Source organism: Mesorhizobium sp. CAU 1732 (assembly GCF_039888675.1).
Taxonomy (GTDB): domain Bacteria; phylum Pseudomonadota; class Alphaproteobacteria; order Rhizobiales; family Rhizobiaceae; genus Aerobium.
Window position 1 is genome coordinate 671,019 of record NZ_JBDQQR010000001.1, and the last position, 20,142, is coordinate 691,160.

Consider the following 20,142-nt stretch of genomic DNA (forward strand, 5'->3'; position numbering starts at 1 on the left):
GGGATGGCGCTGCCGCAGCTACCCGTCACCGAAGCGCTACCGCGTCTCCTGCGGCATCTGGAAGACGGCAGCAGCGCCGTGCTGGTGGCGCCTCCCGGTGCCGGCAAGACGACGCTCGTTCCGTTGGCGCTTCTCGATGCGCCATGGCGCGGCGACGGCCGTATCCTTCTGCTGGAGCCGCGCCGGCTTGCGGCGCGTGCGGCAGCCCGGCGCATGGCCTCGCTTCTGGGCGAGGAACCGGGCGGAACGGTCGGCTATGCCATGCGCATGGAAAGCAAGGTCTCGGCCAAGACGCGCATCCTCGTCGTAACGGAAGGCGTGCTGTCACGCATGATTTTGGACGATGCGGAACTGCCGGGCATCGCCGCCGTGATCTTCGACGAGTTCCACGAGCGGTCGCTTGACGGCGATTTCGGGCTGGCGCTCGCGCTGGATGTTCAGGGCGCGTTGCGGCCGGATTTGCGCCTGCTGGTCATGTCGGCCACGATCGATGGCGCCCGCGTATCCCGCTTGCTCGACAATGCACCTGTCATCGAGAGCGAGGGGCGCGCCTACCCGGTCGAAATCCGCTACCGTGAACGCGCCGCCGATACGCGGATCGAGGATGCTGTCGCGTCCGCGTGTCGGCAGATCATCGCCGACGAGACCGGCAGCGTGCTGGCCTTTCTTCCCGGCCAGCGCGAGATCGAGCGCACCGCCGAGCAACTGACAGGTAGGCTGCCGGCGGATGTCGATGTGACGCCGCTCTATGGGGGTCTTGACGGTCGCGCGCAGGACGCCGCGATAAAGCCGCCGCCTGCGGGTCGGCGCAAGATCGTGCTGGCGACCGCAATCGCCGAGACGTCGATCACGATCGATGGCGTGCGCGTGGTGATCGACAGCGGACTGTCGCGCCTTCCCAAATACGAGCCGGATACGGGCTTGACGCGGCTGGAGACGGTGCGGGTCAGCCGCGCATCCGCCGCCCAGCGGGCGGGTCGTGCCGGACGAACCGAACCCGGCGTCGCCCTGCGCCTGTGGCGGGCTGAACAGACGGCGGCACTCCCGGCGTTCGCACCGCCGGAAATCCTAGAAGCGGACCTGACGGGTCTCGTGCTCGACAGCGCGGCCTTCGGTGTCACCGATCCGACGACGCTCTCCTTCCTCGACGCGCCGCCCGCGCCGGCGCTTGCCGAGGCTCGTTCGCTCCTGATCGAACTGGGCGCGATCGATGCGGATGGCCGATTGACCGATGCGGGCAGTGCCATGCGCAAGCTGGCGCTGCCGGTGCGCCTGTCGCACATGGTGGCCGAGGCGGCGCGGGGCGGACATGGGCGCGCTGCGGCCGAACTCGCCGTCCTGCTGACCGAACGCGGGCTTGGCGGGCTGGGCGTCGATCTCGACCGGCGACTCGCGCGATTCCGCCACGAGCGCGGCCCTCGTGCCGATGCGGCGAGGAAGATGGCTGAGCGGCTGGCGCGAGGGGGTGCCTCAGGCCTCTCCACCGGCGCGCTTCTTCTTCTCGCCTATCCCGATCGGGTCGCGAAGGCGCGCGGCGAGTATGGCCGTTACGTGCTTGCCAATGGGCGCGGTGCGATGCTCGATGCCACCGATCCGCTGGCGCGCGAGCCGTTTCTGGTGGTGGCCGATCTTCAGGGCAAGGCGCAGAATGCGCGGATCGCTTCCGCGGCCGCGATATCGGAAGACGAGGTGCTCACGATGCTCGCTTCGCGTCTGACGACCACGACGAAGACGATCTTCGACCGGGAGCGCCGGGCGGTGCGTATTCGTGCGGAAACCCGCCTGGGCGCGATTCCGCTTGGCGATCGGCAATTGCCGGCACCGACGGGGGCGGATGCCGATAGGGCCGTCCTCGATGCGATCCGGGTCCATGGTCTCGGCATTCTCGACTGGGACAAGGGTCCGCAGGCGTTGCGTCGCCGGCTGACGTGGCTTCATGCGGGTCTGGGGCAGCCCTGGCCGGAGATGACCGACGCCGCGCTGGTCGAGACGCTGGATGACTGGCTGACCCCGTTTCTGACTGGTGCTGCGCAACTGTCGCGCATCGACGCTCAGGTGCTGTCGAACGGGCTGATGTCGCGCGTGCCGCACGATCTCCAGCGCCGCATCAACGCGCTCGCGCCGACGCATTTCGAGGCGCCGTCGGGAAGCGTGGTGCCGATCCGCTACGAGGAGGAGCAGCCGGTGCTGGCAATCCGCGTGCAGGAACTGTTCGGGCTCGACAGCCACCCGTCGATCGCCGGTGGAACGGTGCCGCTGACGCTCGAGCTTCTGTCGCCGGCGCACCGGCCGATTCAGACGACGCGCGACCTGCCCGGTTTCTGGCGCGGCTCGTGGGCGGATGTCCGCGCCGACATGCGCGGCCGCTACCCGAAACACGTCTGGCCCGAAAATCCCATCGAGGCCGCCGCGACAAACCGTGCCAAGCCGCGCGGCAAATAGCGCTTGGCGCAGGCTGTCCCGCAGCGCATAACGAGCCATCATGCTAGACAGACTGGGCAGGCCCGACCCGCAGCAGATCCACCATCTGCGACTGAACACACTGATACGGCTTCGCTGGCTCGCGATCTTCGGGCAAAGCGCGGCGGTTCTCATCGTCGCCTATTGGCTGGAGTTCCCGCTTCCCGTCAGCCTGTGCTTCTCGCTGATCGCGCTGTCGGCGTGGCTGAACCTGTTCCTCGCCTTTCGCTACCCGGCCACGCACCGCCTGCCGCCGCATTTCGCGCTCGGCATCCTCCTGTTCGACGCGCTCCAACTCGCGGGCCTGCTCTACATGACGGGCGGCCTCACCAACCCGTTCTCGCTACTGATGACCGTGCCGGTGGTCATTTCGGCCACCTCGCTGCCGGCGCGGTCCACGCTGCTGCTCGGCCTGGTGGTGATCGGGATGGCGAGTCTGCTGGGCTTCTTTCACCTGCAACTGCCATGGTTCGCCGGCACCGAACTCCTGATGCCCTTCATCTATGTCGCGGGTATGTGGATGGCGGTCGTGTCCTCGATCGCCTTCACGGCGATCTACGCCTACCGCGTTGCGGAAGAGGCGCGCCTTCTAGCCAACGCTCTGTCCGCGACCGAACTCATCCTCCAGCGCGAGCAGCATTTGTCCGCGCTGGACGGACTTGCAGCCGCCGCCGCCCATGAACTCGGCACGCCGCTGGCCACCATCGCGCTCGTCGCCAAGGAGATGGAACGCGCGCTCGGCGCCGATTCCCGCTTCCGCGAGGACGTCGTGCTCTTGCGTTCGCAAAGCGAGCGCTGCCGCGAAATCCTGAAGCGCCTGACCAGCCTGTCGTCCGAGGGCGAAGTGCATATGGCGCGGCTGCCGTTCACATCGCTGATCGAAGAAGTCACCGCGCCGCATCGCGATTTCGGCATCCGCATCGTGCTTGAGCCCGGCCAGCGCGAGGGGCCGGAGCCCGTCGGACGCCGCAATCCGGGCGTCATCTACGGTCTCGGCAATCTGGTGGAGAACGCGGTCGATTTCGCCAAGGAGGCCGTCGTTCTCCAATGGCATTGGAACGCGGCCCGCGTGGAGCTCACCGTAATCGATGACGGACCCGGCTTTCCCGCCGAGATCATCGACCGCATCGGCGAGCCCTACATGTCGAAACGGCCGGCCGGTGACAGCGGCGGCGGGCTGGGATTGGGCCTGTTCATCGCCAAGACGCTGCTGGAGCGGTCGGGCGCGTCGGTCACGTTCGGCAATGCGGCCGAGCCCGGAAAGGGCGCGATCGTGAGGGTGACGTGGCCGCATGACGCGTTCCTGTCATCGCAACGGGCGGCCGAACTCACGTATTGAATGGGCGAAGGGCTGTAATTCGCCGCTCATTTTTACTATTTACGGGTCAAAGCAACAGGATATCAGACACATGAACGAGGAAATCGCCGAAGACAATGCCGAGATCCTGGGCGAAGACCGCACGCTTCTCCTCGTCGAGGACGACAAGCCGTTCCTGACGCGCCTGGCGCGCGCGATGGAAGGCCGTGGTTTCATCGTGGATACGGCCGAGACGGTCGAAGAGGCGGTTTTGAAGGTCAAATCCAGCGCGCCGGCCTACGCCGTGGTGGATATGCGCCTGGGTGACGGCAACGGTCTCGACGTGGTCGCGGCAATCCGCGAGAAGCGCGACGACGCGCGCACGGTCATCCTGACCGGCTACGGCAACATCGCAACGGCTGTGACGGCCGTGAAGCTCGGTGCGATCGATTATCTGTCGAAGCCCGCCGATGCGGACGACGTCTTCGCCGCCTTGACCCGGACCTCGGGCGAGAAGGCGGCTCCGCCGGAAAACCCGATGTCTGCCGATCGCGTGCGCTGGGAGCATATCCAGCGCGTCTACGAGATGTGCGATCGCAACGTGTCGGAAACGGCGCGCCGGCTCAACATGCATCGCCGCACATTGCAGCGGATTCTGGCCAAGCGCGCGCCGCGATAGGCTACTCGCTCTCGCCGTCCAGCGCGGCGATCGACACGCCCGCCATCTCGGCGGCGGTCAGCCGCGCGGCGCCTGCGCGCGCGATCCGCAGCATCAGTGCCTTTCGGGCAGGCGGCGCAAGCCTGTGTTCCGGCGCGTCGCGCATCATCTCGGCGCCGTAGCCGTCGGAAAGGATGAAGCCGCATTCCTCCGGGAAAATCTCCGCGGGCACGTCCGGATGGGTGGCGAAGAAGAAGCGGTCGGAGTGGAGCCGGTACTCCGGCCACTTGCGATCGACGCGGAAATCCTCGATCGACGATTTGATCTCGATGATCCAGATGTCGCCCTTGCGCGTCAGTGCGACGAGGTCGGCGCGCCGGCCGGTGGACAGGCAGAGCTCAGGGATCGCCACCGCGCCCATCTCGATGAGAAGACGCTGGACGCCCCGGCGCACGACCATCGCGCGTTCGGACTGGCGGCCGTCGACAAGCGGATTGACGGGAATCGGAGATATGATCGGCATGGCCCGATCATGCCAGACTGCGTTCACGTTTTGAACCCTCCGGTGCAACGCTCCTGCCACTGGCGCAAGCCCCTGCTTCAAGGGCCGGTGCAGCAGCCAGCATGAACGGCGCATGCAAAGGCCGGATCCTGTTCTTCACGAACCCGTGATAATGTTGCCGAATTACCATAGGGCATCAGTAAGCCGCTATCCGCATAGGTTGCGACGCATGCGGAGACTTGGCAAATGTCATGACCTGATCCAGAACAGACCATGGCGGAAATACGGCTCCAATCGGGCCGAACGCGGAACGGTGAGGGTTCTGGTAGTAATGCGTATGAAGACTTTGATGATGGTTGCGATGTTCGGTATCGCGACAACGCTTGCAGGCTGCAGCACCAGCGGCATGGGTGGCCTGAGCGTGTTTACGTCGGAATACGGCGCGAAGACGGATGCGGGCTACCAGCTTCCTTCGATTCCGATCAACCAGGTGCCGAAGAAGTTCCATCGACAGGTCGTCAAGTACGACACCGCCGAGAAGCCCGGCACGATCATCGTCGATACGACGGAGAAGTTCCTGTATCTCGTCATGCCCGAGGGCCGCGCCATGCGCTACGGCATCGGCGTCGGCCGCGAGGGCTTCGAGTGGTCGGGCGCATCACGCATCGCGATGAAGCGCGAATGGCCGACATGGACCCCGCCCTCGGAAATGATCAAACGCCAGCCTGAACTCGAAAAGTGGCGCGGCGGCCAGCCCGGCGGCCTGCAGAACCCGCTCGGTGCGCGTGCGCTCTATCTCTTCAACAAGGGTGGAGACACAGGCTATCGCCTGCATGGCACGCCGGAATGGAATTCCATCGGCAAGGCCATGTCGTCCGGTTGCATCCGGTTGATCAACCAGGACATCATCGATCTCTACGAGCGCACGGAAAACGGCGCCAAGGTGATCGTTCTCTAATACGGACCGTCTAGGCAACAACACGACGTCCAGAATGCGAAAAACCGGGCCTCAAGCCCGGTTTTTTGTTTCTGCGCAAGTCCGTTTGCGGCAATCGCGTCAGGAAATCTGCTCGACCTGCTGGACCTCGGGCACGAAATGCCGAAGCAGGTTCTGGATGCCGTGCTTCAGCGTCGCCGTCGAAGACGGGCAGCCGGCGCAAGCACCCTTCATGTGCAGGAACACGGTGCCGTTCTCGAAGCCGCGGAAGGTGATGTCGCCGCCATCCTGCGCAACAGCTGGGCGAACCCGCGTATCGAGCAGTTCCTTGATCGTCAGGACGATCTCTTCGTCCTGCTTGTCGTAAAACTCTTCGCCGGTGGCGGCGAGATTGCGCTCGTCCATCGCGGCACCTGCCATGGCAGGCTGGCCGGACATGAAGTGCTCCATGATCGCGCCGAGAATGGCCGGCTTGAGATGCTGCCAGTCCGGTTCGTCGATCTTGGTGACGGTTACGAAATCGTAGCCGAAGAAAACGCCGGTGACGCCGGGAACGTCGAACAGGCGGCCGGCCAGCGGCGATGCCAGCCGCGCGGCCTCCGCATCGCGGAAATCGGCGGTCCCGTCCTCGAGCACGACCTTGCCCGGCAGGAACTTGAGCGTTGCGGGATTGGGTGTAGCTTCGGTCTGGATGAACATCGGCGTTCTCCGCGGTTCTAGTTTGGAATAATTCTAAATAGGCTCATGTGGCGCCGACTGCAAGCGCCAATTGACCGGTATATGGTGTGTCAGGCCGCCGCCCGCAATCAGGCCAGGCTCTCGATTTCCTCGTCGGAGAGGCTCATCGGCACGACGGTGACGGGGATCGGGAAGGCCGCACCCTTTCCGGCGACCGCCGACACGAGCGGTCCAGGCCCTTCCTTGGCGCCGCCGGCCGCGAGCACGAGGATCGCGATGTCCTGATCTTCTTCGATCAGCTTGTGGATTTCTTCCGTGGGGCTGCCCTCGCGCACGACCAGTTCCGGTTCAATGCCGACGCGTTCGCGCACCGTCGCGGCATGCACGTTCAATGCTGCGTTCGCCGTCGCGTTCGCCTCTTCACGCATGATCTGCTCGACCCCCAGCCAATGCTGGAAATCTCCCGATTCGATGACGAAGAGCAGCACGACGACGCCCCCCGTCGACTGCGCGCGCCGCGCGGCGTAGGCGATTGCGCGCTCGGATTCGGGCGTCTCGTCCACCACTGCGAGGAATTTCCGGCGATGGCCGGCTTCCCGGCTCAGACGCTTTGAAACCATATGCTCTCCTGCGCCTCAGGCGCCCATCCAACGCGGCAATGTGACATTCGGCACGCGCGCCGACAAGCCACCCCCAACGCGGTGGGTTGCTGCGCGGCTGTGACATGCGGCTAAAGCGCGTCGCAATCTTTCAGATTCGCTTGCCGCGCTTTATGTCCTTGTTTTGATGCATGTCGTTGTCCCAAAACCGGTTTCCGCTTTTGGGCGGCATCATTAGTCGTTGAGCAGGCCGACGATCTCGTGAACGGTCTTCATCGTCTCGCGTGCGATCGCGCCTGCCCGCTCTCCACCGTCGCGCAGGATGCTGTCGACATAGGCTGTATCCGCGGAAATCCGGCGCATCTCGCCCGCGATCGGCGCAAGCTTGTCGACGGCCAGGTCGGCCAATGCGGGCTTGAAGATCGAGAACTGCTGCCCGCCGAATTCGGCGATTACGTCTTCGCGTGTACGATCGGAGAGAGCCGCATAGATGCCGATCAGGTTCTCGGCCTCGGGGCGCTCCTTCAATCCCTCCATCTCGGACGGCAAGGGCTCGGGATCGGTCTTCGCCTTCTTGATCTTCTTGGAGATGGTGTCGGCGTCGTCCGTCAGGTTGATGCGCGAGAGATCGGACGGGTCCGACTTCGACATCTTCTTCGAGCCGTCGCGCAGGCTCATCACGCGCGTCGCCGGACCTTCGATGATCGGCTCGGTCAGCGGGAAGAAGCCGTTGAGCTTCTCCTCACCCATCATCATCTCGACGCCGACGCCAAGCTCGCCGATCCTGGCGGAAAAGTCGTTGTTGAACTTGGCGGCGATGTCGCGCGTCAGCTCAAGATGCTGCTTCTGGTCGTCGCCGACGGGAACATGCGTGGCGCGGTACAGCAGGATGTCGGCCGCCATCAGGCTCGGATAGGCGAGCAGACCCAGCGAGGCGTTCTCGCGGTCCTTGCCGGCCTTGTCCTTGAACTGCGTCATGCGGTTCATCCAGCCGATGCGGGCGACGCAGTTGAAGACCCAGGCGAGCTCGGCGTGTTGGGGAACGCGGCTCTGGTTGAAGACGATGTGCTTCTTCGGGTCGATGCCGGCGGCGAGGAACGCGGCCGTGATCGAGCGCGTCTGCTTCGGCAAATCCTCGTGGACGAGCTGCGCCGTGATCGAGTGCATATCGACCACGCAATAGATGCAGTCGTTGCTCTCCTGCAGCGCCACGAACTTGCGGATCGCGCCGAGATAATTACCGAGATGGAGATTGCCGGTCGGCTGGACGCCGGAAAAGACGAGAGGCTTGAAAGCAGACACTGGATAGTCCTCGTGGCTTGTGGAGGGCCGTTTCGCGCGCGGCGAAAATCGATGCGCGCTTATGGCGGAAGCCGCAGGCCGGATCAAGTGGGGCGGATACTCATGCCTTCCGCCGCCGGCGCAGCAATCGCATCAGTTGTGTCCGGTCGATCGCTCCGGTGGCGATGACGATGCCGAAATAGAGCGAGGCCGAGACGCCGATCACGCAGAAGACGGACGCGACGCGGACGAGAACGGAAGAGCTCGCCAAAAGGTCGTTCATCGCCAGGCCAAGTGCGAGGATCACGAGACCCATGATCGCGCTTGCGATAACGATCATGACGAGGCGTCTGAGCGTTGTCGCGGAGGGCCGGAAGTCGCCGCGCCGCCATTGGACACCGGCGAGCAGCGCGAGGTTCAGCCAGGCGGAAATCGAGGTTGCCGCCGCGATCCCGACATGACCGAAGAGCGGAAACAGGATGAGGCTGCCGACGACGTTCGTCACCACGGCGGCCATCGAGAACCACATCGGGCTCTTCATGTCGAGCCGCGCGAAATAGGCGGGCGAGAACACCTTGATGAGCACGTAGGCAGGCAGGCCGGCCGCGAAGGCGGCGAGCGCGGAAGCAGTCAGGGCGGTGGTTTCGGCGGTGAAAGCGCCCCGCTCGTAGAGGATGTTCACCAGCGGCGCGGCAAACAGCATGAAGCCGACGGCAGCCGGGAGCGTCAGCCCCAGCGCGAATTCCAGCGAGCGGTTCTGGAGATGCTGCGCCTCGTCGTGATTGCCGGCCTTGAGCGATCGGGCCAGTTCCGGCAAGAGGACGACGCCGATCGCGATGCCGATGATGCCGAGCGGAAGCTGGTTGATGCGATCGGCGTAGTTGAGGAGCGCGATCGCGCCATCCTGCGCGGACGCGATGATCTGCCCGACCAGCAGGTTGATCTGCGTGACGCCGCCGGTCAGAAGCGCCGGTCCCATGAGGATGAGCAGCCGCCGGACGTCGGGCGTGAGCCTCGGCATGCGCAGCCGCATCGAAAAGCCCTGCCGGCGTACGCCCCAGATCAGGAATAAGAGCTGCGCCACGCCGGACGCGAACACGCCCCATGCGAGCCATATGCCGGTGTCCCGCGCATCGACGCCGGATTGCAGCGCTGCGGCAAGTACGGCGATCAGGATCAGGTTGAGGAGGATCGGCACGAACGCGGCGAGGAAGTAGCGCCGCATCGAGTTGAGGATGCCCGACAGCATTGCGACGAGCGACATGCAGAAGAGATACGGGAACATGATCCGCGTCATCGCGACCGTCAGGTCGAACTTTTCCGGATCCTCGGCAAAGGCCGGTGCGATGATGGTTCCGACCAGCACAGGCATCGCCAGAATCGCGATGCCGGAGAGAAGCAGCAGCCACGCGAAGAGCACCGACAGAACGTGTTCGGCGAACTGGCGCGCCGCTTCCGGCCCGCCGCCTTCGAGTTCCTTGGCGAAGAGGGGAATGAAGGCGGTGTTGAACGCGCCTTCGGCAAAAAGCCTGCGGAACAGGTTGGGAAAGCGGAACGCCGCGTAGAATGCGTCGGCTACGGGCCCTGCGCCGAGTGCCGCGCCGATCAGCGCCTCGCGGACGAAGCCGAAGACGCGGCTTGCAGCGGTGGCCCCGCCGACCGTGGCGAATTTGCCGACGAGGCTCATCGCCAGGCGGCCTTTCGGGGGCGGTCGGCCGTCGCAGGGAAGCTATGCGCTTCGTCACGCCCCCCTCTGTCCTGCCGGACATCTCCCTCAAGAGGGGGGAGATCACGCACGTCTTTGCAGAAACCTCTCCGGAAATGCTCCGAAAACCATGCAGGTTGATCTCCCCCCTCGTGGGGGAGATGTCCGGCAGGACAGAGGGGGACAACGTAGAGCACCGGCGATATCACCGTCTACTCCGCCGCTGTCTTGGCGGCGGACTGGCTGCGTGCGGCTCCACCGCGCTCGGTCGTGCCGTTTTCCATCACCGCGATGAGCGTTTTCACGATGTTGTCCTGCCGCGTAGGGTTCTCGACCTTCTGTCCGGTCAGGTCGGTGACGTAGAACGTGTCGATCACCTTCTCGCCGAAGGTGGTGATATGCGCCGACGCGATGTCGAGGGAGAGGTCGGATATCGCGCCGGTGATTTCCGAAAGCAGGCCCGGGCGGTCGAGGCAGGCGACTTCGATGACCGAAAACCGGTTCGACAGCGTGTTGCGGATGTCCGCCCTCGGCTTGATGCGGAACACGCGGGAGCCGCGCTTCGGCTTGGTTCGCTTCTCGATCATCTCGGGAAGCCAGCTCTTGCCCGACAGGACGTCTTCGATGAGCTTGCCGACACGCTGCGCGCGCCGCCGCTCGTCCTCGTCCATGTCGAATTCGCGGTTGATCAGGATCGTGTCCAGCGCTCGCCCGTCGGTCGTCGTGAAGATTTGTGCGTCGACGATGTTCGCACCGGCCGCCGCGCAGGCGCCGGCGATCACCGAAAGCAGGCGAGGGTGGTCCGGCGACAGGATCGTGATCTCGGTCACGGCCTCGAACTGATGGGTCCGTACCATCGTCGCGAGCCGCTTGCCCGCCGCGTCGGCCTCGTGGATGAACTCGGCATGACGCAACTGGTCCTCCTGGCCGATCGCCAGCAGGTAGTTGTCGTAGTGCAGTCCGAGGTAGCGCTTGCGGGCTTCGGGCGACCAGCCCGACAAGACCTCTGCGAGCGCCGCGCGCGCCTGCTCGGCGCGCCTGGCGCGCGAGACCTCCGAGAAGCCGCCGGTCAACTGCAACTCGGTCTCGTAGTAGAGCGTGCGCAGAAGCTGACCCTTCCAGCCGTTCCAGACACCCGGTCCGACGCCGCGGATGTCGCAGACGGTCAGGATCAGCAGCAATTTGAGACGATCCACCGACTGCACGAGATCGGCAAAGTCCTGGATGGTCTTGCGGTCGTTCAGGTCGCGCGTCTGCGCGGTGAGCGACATTACGAGATGGTTCTCGATCAGCCATGCGATGGTCTCGGTATCGGCCTTCGAGAAGCCCATATGCGGGCACAGACGCCGGGCGATCTTCGCACCGGCTTCTGAGTGATCCTCCGGCCGCCCCTTCGCGATGTCGTGGAACAGCACGGTCACGTAGAGGATGTCGCGATGGCGCCGCAGACCGGGCATCAGCGTGTGAGCCAGCGGATGGATCGCCTCCGCGTCTCCGTGCTCGAGCTCCGACAGGACGCCGACGCAGCGGATCAGATGCTCGTCCACCGTGTAGTGATGATACATGTTGAACTGCATCATCGCGACGATCTTGCCGAAGTCGGGAATGAGATTGCCCAGAAGCCCGGCCTCGTTCATCCGCCGCAGATTGAGCTCCGGATTCCGGTCGGATGTCAGGACCTCCATGAACAGCCGGTTGGCTTCCTCGTTGCGGCGCAAGGCCCGGTCGACCAGCTTCAGCGAGCGCGTGAGAAGCTTGAGCGCGTCGGGATGGAACTCGAGCCCATGCTTGTCGGCAAGCCAGAACAGCCGGAGCAAATTCACCGGGTCCCGCTCGAAGACCTGCTCGTCCGCGATGTTGATGCGGTGGTTGTCGACGATGAAGTCGCTGGTGCCGGCGAGCTTACGCTTGCGCCGCGAGAAATTGAGGAAGATGCGGTTGAAGCCCGGAACGTGCTTGGCCTGCTCCTCTTCCAGCGCGGCGCAGAAGATGCGGGTCAGGTCGCCCACGGTCTTGGCGGTCAGGAAGTAGTGCTTCATGAACCGCTCGACGGCGGAGAGGCCCGGATGGCTCGTATAGCCGAGGCGTTCGGCGATATCGCGCTGGATATCGAAATGCAGCCGTTCTTCCGCCCGGCCGGTCAGGAAGTGCATGTGGCAGCGAACCGCCCACAGGAAATCCTCCGCCTTGCGGAATTGCAGATATTCCCTGCGGGTGAACACGCCCTTCTCGACGAGTTCCTCGGCCGAGCGCACGCGGTAGTAATATTTGCCTATCCAGAAGAGCGTTTGCAGGTCGCGCAGGCCGCCCTTGCCCTCCTTGACGTTCGGCTCGACCAGATAGCGGCTTTCGCCGCCGCGTGCGTGGCGGTCGTCACGCTCCGTCAGCTTGGCCTGCACGTATTCGGGGCCGGTGTCCTTCACAACGTCATGGTCGAAACGCTCGATCAGCGTGCCGAAGAGACGTTCGTCTCCCCACACGAAGCGCGCTTCCAGGATCGAGGTGCGGATGGTGACGTCGGTGCGCGACAGCCGCACGCATTCGTCGATGTTGCGCGTCGCGTGGCCGACCTTCAGTCCGAGATCCCACAGCACGTAGAGGATGTATTCGACGATTTGCTCGCCCCATGGCGTCTGCTTGTAGGGCAGCACGAAGAGCAGATCGAGGTCGGAGCCGGGCGCGAGCGTGCCGCGCCCGTAACCGCCGACGGCAACCACCGCCATGCGCTCGGCGGCGGACGGGTTCTTGGCGGGATAGATGTGGGTGGCGGCGAAGTCGTAGAGCGCGCTGATGACTTCGTCCATGAGGTGCGAAATCCGCGCGGCGCATGCGGTGCCGCCGCCATCGGACTTCAGCATCGTCTCGGCAACCGCCTTGCCTTGCGCGACCCGGTCCTTGAGGAGCTGGATGAGGGCCGCGCGCGACGATGCGCTGAGGCCGCCCTTGACGGTGCCCGATGCCAGGGCAGCCATGTCGCGGCGCAACGCCGCGCGGTCCACGATGTCTTCGAGCTTGAGGGGAATCTTTGCCATGTCTTCCGGACTTGTCTCGCCGGGGCGTCTATAACGCGATTTTTGCCGGTTGTGTATCGCGCGACCCGTGGGTTCGCGTCTCGCGTGGTTCGGGCTAGCCCGCCTTGATGGCAAGCTCCGTCTCGCGCTTGTGCTCGGCAAGCGAGATCGGCTTTTTCGTGATGAAGTCTGCGAAGCCCACGATATCGAGCGGGCGCGAGATTAAATAGCCCTGCACGAAGTCGATCCGGGCCTGCATCCGGCGCAGGAGCGCCAACCGCTCCGCCGTTTCGACGCCCTCGACCACCATGACGCGCCCGGTTGCGTGGATCATCTCGACCGCGTGGCGCAGCATCTGCGCCATCATCGAATTGTCCGGGGCCATTGCAAAGGCGCGATCGAGCTTGACGCCGTCGACCGACAGCGCGGCGAGGTTCTGCATGTTGGAATAGCCGGTGCCGAAATCGTCGATATACGTCTTGATGCCGGCGCGGCGCAGCGCGTCGATCTCGCGCTGCGCATTGGGGGGGATATCGTCGCTTTCGATGATCTCGAGCACGAGATCGAACCGGTCGGGCTGCGTGGTGAAGTCGCCGAACACCCTTGCGAGTTTCTCGCTGTCGAGATCGCAGGGAAAGATATTGAAATTCACCTGCAGCCGCTTTCCCTCGGGCACGGCGGCGCAGAGTTCGGCAAAGGCGCGGCGCGCGACGTGTTCGGTGAAGGTCAGCGTCAGGCCGTTGCGCTGGAGAAGATGGATGAACCGATCGGGATAGACCAGGCGATCGTCGACGTCGCGCCACCGTGCAAGCACCTCGCAACCTGTAATGTCGCCGGTATCGAGATGCATCACGGGCTGATAGGCGCAGACAATGGACGTGTCGTCGAGATGGCGACGGAAGCGCGCCTCGAACGACCAGTAGCGCTCGATCAGGCGGTCGACATGCCGGGCGACGAAGCTTGCCACGACCGCGGCCATGATAAGCCCCAGCAGGACGGCGATCGTCTGAGTCGCGATCAGCGCGCCCAGTCGCGTCTGGGTGGCGATGCAGTGCAACCCCATCGGGTCGCAAACCGTCTTTCGAAGCTCCCCCTGGAACAATGACGGCAGGATACCGCGTCCTTCCGTGGCGAGATTGGCGCCGTAAACGCCCGCGGCGCCGCCTCTGTGCCACCAGCGTCCATCCGGGCTGACCGCGACGATCTCCAGCGACAGCCAGTCGGGCGTGGTCGGCCTGAACCTCGGCGGCGGTATGATGGCAGCGAAGGGCTCCTTTAGGACGATGGTTCCGCGTTGCCCGGGAAGGCCGAGAAAGTCGAGCTCACGATCCATCCAGAAGGAGATGTAGGGCGCGGCCGTGATGGCGATGTCGGGCGATCCCAGATCGTACCCCGCCGCCAGATTGTTGTTGACCGAACACTGGACGATACCGCCCGGCGCATAGAGGAACTCGTTAAGCCCATCCGGGCGATAGGCGATCGTGCGCAGTTGTTCGCTGAACGCGGCGGAGCAGGGCTGTGCCGTCAACTCCTCATGCATGACGTCCATGGTCGAAAGGAGATCAACGCGCAGCCGCATGAAATGCTCGGTCGCCAGCCGCGAATTCGCACGAACCGAATCGCCCGTCTGGTAGAGGCCGAATGCGGCCAGCGCCGCGACAGCGAGTGTAAATACCAGAGCCCATACCACGACCGCCAGGAAGCGCCTGTACGTGGCAGATATGAAGACGCTGACAAGCCTGGCCATGAGAAGCCCTCCGCGCCGACATAGAGCCACGGAATGCTCAATCTCACGTTAATGTGAGAGCGCGGCCGCGTAAGATTTTGGCGCTGCGGAAGGCTTAACTGTCGGATCGCGACAAAAGCGATTTCAGCTTGTAAAGCGCGTCGAGCGCATCGCGCGGCGTCATCTCGTCGGGCTGGAGCGCGATGACGGCCTCTGCAAGCTTGTCGGGCTGGGATGGACGCGATGTCTCGCGCTTCGCCGCAATGCTGAACAGCGGAAGGTCGTCCACGAGCCGCGAGGCCTTGCCGGACGTCTCGCTCTCCTCCAACTGGCGCAGCACCGCCCGCGCACGCTCGACGACCGCCTCGGGAAGGCCGGCGAGCCGCGCGACCTGCACGCCGTAGGAGCGGTCGGCCGCGCCCTTGCCGACCTCGTGGAGGAACACGACGTCGCCCTCCCATTCCTTGACCCGCATGGTGACGTTGTGGAGCCGATCGAGCTTGTCGGCGAGCGCGGTCATTTCGTGGAAGTGGGTCGCGAAGATCGCGCGGCAGCGGTTCTTCTCGTGCAGGTACTCGACGGCGGCCCATGCGATCGACAAGCCGTCGAACGTGGCCGTGCCGCGCCCGATCTCATCGAGGATGACCAGCGAGCGCTCGCCGGCCTGGTTGAGGATCGCCGCAGTCTCGACCATCTCCACCATGAATGTCGAGCGTCCGCGCGCCAGATCGTCGGACGCCCCGACGCGGCTGAACAGGCGATCCACCACGCCGATATGCGCGGATGATGCGGGCACGAAGGAGCCCGCCTGGGCGAGGATCGCGATCAACGCGTTCTGGCGCAGGAATGTCGATTTACCGCCCATGTTGGGACCGGTCAGCAGCCAGATCGCACCATGCCTGCCGCCATCGTCCGGCGAGAGATCGCTGTCATTGGCGACGAACGGGTCGCCCAACTGCCTGCGCAGGGCCTGCTCGACGACGGGGTGCCGACCGCCCTCGATGGCGAAGGCGAGGCTGTCGTCCACGACCGGGCGGCAATAGCTCTCCGAAGCGGCCAGGACCGCAAGGCCGGCTGCGACGTCGATCTCGGCAAGGGCTGCCGCGCCGGCCCGGATCGCGTCCGCATGCGAGACGGTCTCGGCCAGAAGCGCGTCGAAGACGCGCAGTTCGATCGCCAGCGCGCGGCCCGCCGCGTTTGCGATCTTCGTCTCCATCTCCGCGAGTTCCGTGGTGGTGAAGCGCATCGCGCTCGCCATCGTCTGGCGATGGATGAAGCGCGCCTTGGCCGCGTCCGATCCGTTCATGATATCGGCGTGGTTCGCGGTCACCTCGATGTAATAGCCCAGCACGTTGTTGTGCCGGATCTTGAGCGACCGGATCCCGGTTTCCTCGACGAGATCGCGTTCCATGCCGGCGATCACGCGGCGCGACTGGTCGCGGAGCGCGCGCATCTCGTCCAGTTCGGCGTCGTATCCCGCACGCACGAAACCGCCATCGCGCTTCAGGAGCGGAAGCTCGTCGGACAAACCTGCCGACATGTGGCCGGCCAGCGATGCGGGCAAGGCGTCGATCGCTTCGCAGGCGGACTTCAAGCCTTCCGGAAGCATCGCGTTGGCGAACAGGTCGAGCACCGCGCGTGATGCCTCGAGCGCGGCCTTGATCGCGCCGAGATCGCGCGGCCCGCCCCGGTTGAGCGCCAGCCGCGACAGAGCGCGCGGCATGTCGGGCGCGCCCTTGAGCACGGAATGCAGTGCTTCGCACAGGCGCGTCTCTGCAAGCAGATACGAGACGCAGTCGAGGCGCCCGTTGATGGCCGCCGGGGCGGTCAGCGGCGACATCAGGCGCTCGGCGAGCAGCCGCGCACCGCCGCCGGTGACCGTCCGGTCGATCGCCTTCAGGAGCGAGCCGTCGCGGCCGCCGGTCTGCGTGCGGACGAGTTCGAGATTGGCGCGTGTCGCGGCGTCGATGAAGAGGCTCGCCCCGCTTTCCTCGCGCGCCGGTCGCGACAGCGGCGGACGCTCGGCCTTCTGCGTTTTCTCGACATAGGCGATGGCGCCTGAGATGGCGGAGAGCTCGGCGCGCGAAAACTGCCCGAAACTCTCGGCCGTGGCGACCTCGAAAAACCGCGCCACCCGCGTCTCGGCCGCCGCAGAATCAAACAGGGTGGCAGGCTGCGGTGTGGCGATGCGGCCGAGCACGTCGAACACGGCGCGAAGATCGGGGTCGTGATAGACCGGATCGGCGAGGATAAGTTCGCGCGGATCGATGCGCAGGACATCGGCGAGCAACCGATCCGCCGTGCTCTCGGCGACGCGGAACGCGCCGGTGGAGATGTCGATCCACGCAAGCGCGTAGGCATAGTCCGACGGTCCGGCCTTCACACGCCCCAGCGCCATCAGGTAGTTCGCCTCGGACGGCGCGAGCAGCTTCTCCTCGGTGATCGTGCCGGGCGTGACGAGGCGGACGACGTCGCGCTTCACCACGGATTTCGAGCCGCGCTTCTTCGCCTCCGCCGGGTCCTCGATCTGCTCGCAGACGGCAACGCGATGGCCGGCGCCGATGAGTTTCTGGAGGTAATCGTCGGCGGCATGCACCGGCACGCCGCACATCGGAATATCCTCGCCCTGATGCTTGCCGCGCTTGGTGAGCGTGATGCCGAGCGTCCGGCTCGCGATTTCCGCGTCCTGGAAGAACAGCTCGTAGAAATCGCCCATGCGATAGAACAGCAGCGAATCGGGATTCGCCTGCTTGATCTCGATGAACTGCTCCATCATGGGTGTCGCGCCCGCTGTCGAGAGCATGGGCGCTGCCGCCGCGGCGACGGCGTCTTGGGTTCGGATGGGCGTTTCGTCGTTCAAGGCGAATGCTCGTGTGTGAAGGTGGTTTTCCTGCTTGGCGATTTACAGCCGCCAAGTGTAGCCTTATTCCGGGCGGCTCGGCAAAACTCCACAAGAAGACGCTGCCGGGGAAGGAAACGAAGCAGTCATGCCATTGAAAGACAAGACCACCGAGGCAGGCCCATCGGTCAGCCCAGAGGAAGCGCTCGAATTCCACGCCATGGGGCGGCCGGGCAAGCTGGAAATCAATCCGACCAAGCCGATGGCGACGCAGCGCGACCTTTCGCTCGCCTATTCGCCGGGCGTTGCGGTGCCGGTCCTGGCCATCGCGGAAGACCCGTCGCGCGCGTTCGACTATACGACGCGCGGAAACATGGTCGCCGTCATCTCCAACGGCACGGCGATTCTCGGCCTCGGCAACCTCGGCGCGCTCGCATCCAAGCCGGTGATGGAGGGCAAGGCCGTCCTCTTCAAGCGCTTCGCGGATGTCGATTCGATCGATCTCGAGGTCGACACCGAAGACGCGGACGAATTCATCAATTGCGTGCGTTTCCTCGGCCCGTCCTTCGGCGGCATCAATCTCGAGGACATCAAGGCGCCGGAGTGCTTCATCATCGAGCAGCGGCTGCGCGAGCTGATGGACATCCCGGTCTTTCACGACGACCAGCACGGCACCGCGATCATCTCGGCGGCGGGCCTCATCAACGCGCTGGAAATCACCGGCCGCGACATGAAGACCACCAAGATGGTCTGCAACGGCGCGGGTGCTGCCGGCATCGCCTGCATCGAACTCATGAAGGCGATGGGCTTTTCGCCCGAGAACATCATCCTCTGCGACACCAAGGGCGTGGTCTATCAGGGCCGCACCGAGGGCATGAATCAGTGGAAGTCGGCGCATGCGGTGAAAACCGATACGCGCTCGCTGGCAGAGGCTCTGGATGGGGCCGACGTGTTCCTGGGCCTCTCGGCGAAGGGCGCGCTGACGCCGGCCATGGTTCAGTCGATGGCGAAGAACCCGATCATCTTCGCCATGGCCAACCCTGATCCGGAGATCACGCCGGAAGAAGTGGCGGAAATCCGCACCGACGCGATCATGGCGACCGGGCGTTCGGACTATCCGAACCAGGTCAACAACGTGCTCGGCTTCCCCTACATCTTTCGCGGCGCGCTCGATGTGCGGGCGACGACCATCAACGATGCGATGAAGGTGGCGGCCGCGCAGGCGCTGGCGAAACTGGCGCGCGAGGACGTGCCGGACGATGTTGCGGCGGCCTATCAGGGCAATCGGCCGAAATTCGGCCCGAACTACATCATTCCGGTGCCGTTCGATCCGCGCCTCATCTCGGAAGTACCGGCGGCAGTAGCACGCGCGGCGATGGATTCGGGCGTTGCAGGGCGGCCGATCCTCAACATCGAGAAGTACAAGCAGGAACTGTCCGCGCGCCGCGATCCGATCGCCTCGACGCTCCAGCGCATCTACGACCGGGTGCGCCGCCAGCCGAAGCGCGTGGTCTTCGCGGAGGGCGAGGAGGAGCAGGTGATGCGCGCCGCCGTCTCCTATGTGAACCAGAACCTCGGCACGGCCATTCTGGTGGGCCGCGACGATGTCATCAAGGAAAACGCACGGGCGGCGGGCGTCGATCTCAACAAGCCGGGCATCGAAATCATCAATGCGCGGCTGTCGCGCCGCAACGCCGTCTATGCCGACCATCTCTACGAGCGCATGCAACGCAAGGGCTTTCTGTTCCGCGATTGCCAGCGCCTGATCAACAACGACCGCAACCATTTCGCCGCCTGCATGCTTGCGCTTGGCGATGCGGACGCGGTCGTGACCGGCGTGACGCGCAATTATTCGACGGTGCTGGAAGACATACGCCGCGTGATCGACGCCAAGCCGGGCCACCGCGTGATCGGCGTGTCGATCGCGCTCTGCCGCGGCCGCACGGTCATCGTCGCCGACACGGCGGTTCACGACATGCCGAATGCGGAGCAGATCGCGGACATCGCGGAAGAAGCGGCAGGCTTCGCGCGGCGCATGGGCTACGAGCCCCGCGTGGCCATGCTCGCCTACTCGACCTTCGGCCATCCGCCCGGCGAACGGTCGGAGCGCGTGCAGGAAGCGGTCAAGATCCTCGACAAGCGCCGCGTCGACTTCGAGTATGATGGCGAGATGGCCGCCGACGTGGCGCTCAACGCCAAGGCGATGCAGCAATATCCGTTCTGCCGCCTGTCCGGGCCTGCCAACGTGCTCGTGATGCCCGCATTCCACTCGGCATCGATCTCGACCAAGATGCTGCAGGAGCTTGGCGGTTCGACCGTCATCGGCCCGCTGCTGGTGGGCTTGAACAAGCCGGTGCAGATCGTCTCGCTCAACGCAAAGGATTCCGACCTGGTGAACATGGCCGCGATCGCGGCCTACAGCGCCGGAGCGTGATTTAGGCTGGAACCG

13 protein-coding genes are annotated in these 20,142 nt (G+C 64.8%); 5 read left to right on the forward strand and 8 right to left on the reverse strand.

The genetic code is table 11. The annotated features are described in order from the left end of the window. The first annotated feature begins 3 nt into the window (after positions 1 to 3). The 3 genes from hrpB (at position 4) to AAFN55_RS03480 (ending at position 4,436) form a co-directional block, all read left to right on the forward strand. Positions 4 to 2,442 carry an ATP-dependent helicase HrpB gene (gene hrpB / locus AAFN55_RS03470; protein ID WP_347800172.1) on the forward strand — a complete coding sequence of 813 codons (2,439 nt, stop codon included), beginning with the start codon at positions 4 to 6 and terminating at the stop codon, positions 2,440 to 2,442. Positions 2,443 to 2,482: 40 nt separating this feature from the next. Continuing rightward, the gene (locus tag AAFN55_RS03475; RefSeq protein ID WP_347797484.1) at positions 2,483 to 3,799 is read left to right on the forward strand and encodes an ActS/PrrB/RegB family redox-sensitive histidine kinase; all 1,317 of its coding nucleotides are present in this window, start codon (positions 2,483 to 2,485) and stop codon (positions 3,797 to 3,799) included. Positions 3,800 to 3,869: 70 nt separating this feature from the next. Beyond that, positions 3,870 to 4,436 carry an ActR/PrrA/RegA family redox response regulator transcription factor gene (locus tag AAFN55_RS03480; protein ID WP_347797485.1) on the forward strand — a complete coding sequence of 189 codons (567 nt, stop codon included), beginning with the start codon at positions 3,870 to 3,872 and terminating at the stop codon, positions 4,434 to 4,436. Between the two features lies 1 nt (position 4,437). Here AAFN55_RS03480 and AAFN55_RS03485 read toward each other — a convergent pair whose 3' ends face one another. Further along, on the reverse strand, positions 4,438 to 4,938 hold the full coding sequence (locus tag AAFN55_RS03485) for an MmcB family DNA repair protein (RefSeq protein ID WP_347797486.1): 501 nt from the start codon (positions 4,936 to 4,938) through the stop codon (positions 4,438 to 4,440). 310 nt (positions 4,939 to 5,248) lie between these two features. Here AAFN55_RS03485 and AAFN55_RS03490 point away from each other — a divergent pair, with 310 nt between their 5' ends. Beyond that, a complete protein-coding gene (locus tag AAFN55_RS03490) occupies positions 5,249 to 5,875 on the forward strand; it encodes a L,D-transpeptidase (RefSeq protein WP_347797487.1) in 627 nt (208 codons plus the stop codon). 99 nt (positions 5,876 to 5,974) lie between these two features. Here the strand turns inward: AAFN55_RS03490 and AAFN55_RS03495 are convergent, their stop codons facing one another. The 7 genes from AAFN55_RS03495 to mutS form a co-directional block, all read right to left on the reverse strand. Beyond that, positions 5,975 to 6,553, reverse strand: a complete 579-nt coding sequence (locus tag AAFN55_RS03495; protein ID WP_347797488.1) for a NifU family protein — start codon at positions 6,551 to 6,553, stop codon at positions 5,975 to 5,977. Between the two features lie 107 nt (positions 6,554 to 6,660). Further along, the gene (locus AAFN55_RS03500; protein ID WP_347797489.1) at positions 6,661 to 7,152 is read right to left on the reverse strand and encodes a universal stress protein; all 492 of its coding nucleotides are present in this window, start codon (positions 7,150 to 7,152) and stop codon (positions 6,661 to 6,663) included. Between the two features lie 213 nt (positions 7,153 to 7,365). Beyond that, positions 7,366 to 8,433: a tryptophan--tRNA ligase gene (trpS, locus tag AAFN55_RS03505; RefSeq protein ID WP_347797490.1), complete on the reverse strand. Its 1,068-nt coding sequence runs from the start codon at positions 8,431 to 8,433 to the stop codon at positions 7,366 to 7,368. A gap of 100 nt (positions 8,434 to 8,533) precedes the next feature. Beyond that, positions 8,534 to 10,099, reverse strand: coding sequence for a murein biosynthesis integral membrane protein MurJ (gene murJ / locus AAFN55_RS03510; RefSeq protein WP_347797491.1), 1,566 nt, complete (start codon positions 10,097 to 10,099; stop codon positions 8,534 to 8,536). 230 nt (positions 10,100 to 10,329) lie between these two features. Then, the gene (locus tag AAFN55_RS03515; protein WP_347797492.1) at positions 10,330 to 13,149 is read right to left on the reverse strand and encodes a [protein-PII] uridylyltransferase; all 2,820 of its coding nucleotides are present in this window, start codon (positions 13,147 to 13,149) and stop codon (positions 10,330 to 10,332) included. Positions 13,150 to 13,243: 94 nt separating this feature from the next. Beyond that, complete coding sequence (locus AAFN55_RS03520; protein ID WP_347797493.1) at positions 13,244 to 14,875, reverse strand: EAL domain-containing protein; 1,632 nt, start codon at positions 14,873 to 14,875, stop codon at positions 13,244 to 13,246. 94 nt (positions 14,876 to 14,969) lie between these two features. Beyond that, positions 14,970 to 17,657, reverse strand: a complete 2,688-nt coding sequence (gene mutS, locus AAFN55_RS03525; RefSeq protein ID WP_347800173.1) for a DNA mismatch repair protein MutS — start codon at positions 17,655 to 17,657, stop codon at positions 14,970 to 14,972. A gap of 184 nt (positions 17,658 to 17,841) precedes the next feature. Here mutS and AAFN55_RS03530 point away from each other — a divergent pair, with 184 nt between their 5' ends. Beyond that, positions 17,842 to 20,127 (forward strand): NADP-dependent malic enzyme, encoded by a 2,286-nt coding sequence (locus AAFN55_RS03530; protein WP_347797494.1) that lies wholly within the window; start codon positions 17,842 to 17,844, stop codon positions 20,125 to 20,127. Positions 20,128 to 20,142 lie beyond the last annotated feature (15 nt).

Bases quoted from the DNA above. Each gene is read 5' to 3' on its own strand.
- hrpB (WP_347800172.1), top strand. From the start codon at position 4: ATGGCGCTGCCGCAGCTACCCGTCACCGAAGCGCTACCGCGTCTCCTG.
- AAFN55_RS03475 (WP_347797484.1), top strand. From the start codon at position 2,483: ATGCTAGACAGACTGGGCAGGCCCGACCCGCAGCAGATCCACCATCTG.
- AAFN55_RS03480 (WP_347797485.1), top strand. From the start codon at position 3,870: ATGAACGAGGAAATCGCCGAAGACAATGCCGAGATCCTGGGCGAAGAC.
- AAFN55_RS03485 (WP_347797486.1), bottom strand. From the start codon at position 4,938: ATGCCGATCATATCTCCGATTCCCGTCAATCCGCTTGTCGACGGCCGC.
- AAFN55_RS03490 (WP_347797487.1), top strand. From the start codon at position 5,249: ATGCGTATGAAGACTTTGATGATGGTTGCGATGTTCGGTATCGCGACA.
- AAFN55_RS03495 (WP_347797488.1), bottom strand. From the start codon at position 6,553: ATGTTCATCCAGACCGAAGCTACACCCAATCCCGCAACGCTCAAGTTC.
- AAFN55_RS03500 (WP_347797489.1), bottom strand. From the start codon at position 7,152: ATGGTTTCAAAGCGTCTGAGCCGGGAAGCCGGCCATCGCCGGAAATTC.
- murJ (WP_347797491.1), bottom strand. From the start codon at position 10,099: ATGAGCCTCGTCGGCAAATTCGCCACGGTCGGCGGGGCCACCGCTGCA.
- AAFN55_RS03515 (WP_347797492.1), bottom strand. From the start codon at position 13,149: ATGGCAAAGATTCCCCTCAAGCTCGAAGACATCGTGGACCGCGCGGCG.
- AAFN55_RS03520 (WP_347797493.1), bottom strand. From the start codon at position 14,875: ATGGCCAGGCTTGTCAGCGTCTTCATATCTGCCACGTACAGGCGCTTC.
- mutS (WP_347800173.1), bottom strand. From the start codon at position 17,657: ATGCTCTCGACAGCGGGCGCGACACCCATGATGGAGCAGTTCATCGAG.
- AAFN55_RS03530 (WP_347797494.1), top strand. From the start codon at position 17,842: ATGCCATTGAAAGACAAGACCACCGAGGCAGGCCCATCGGTCAGCCCA.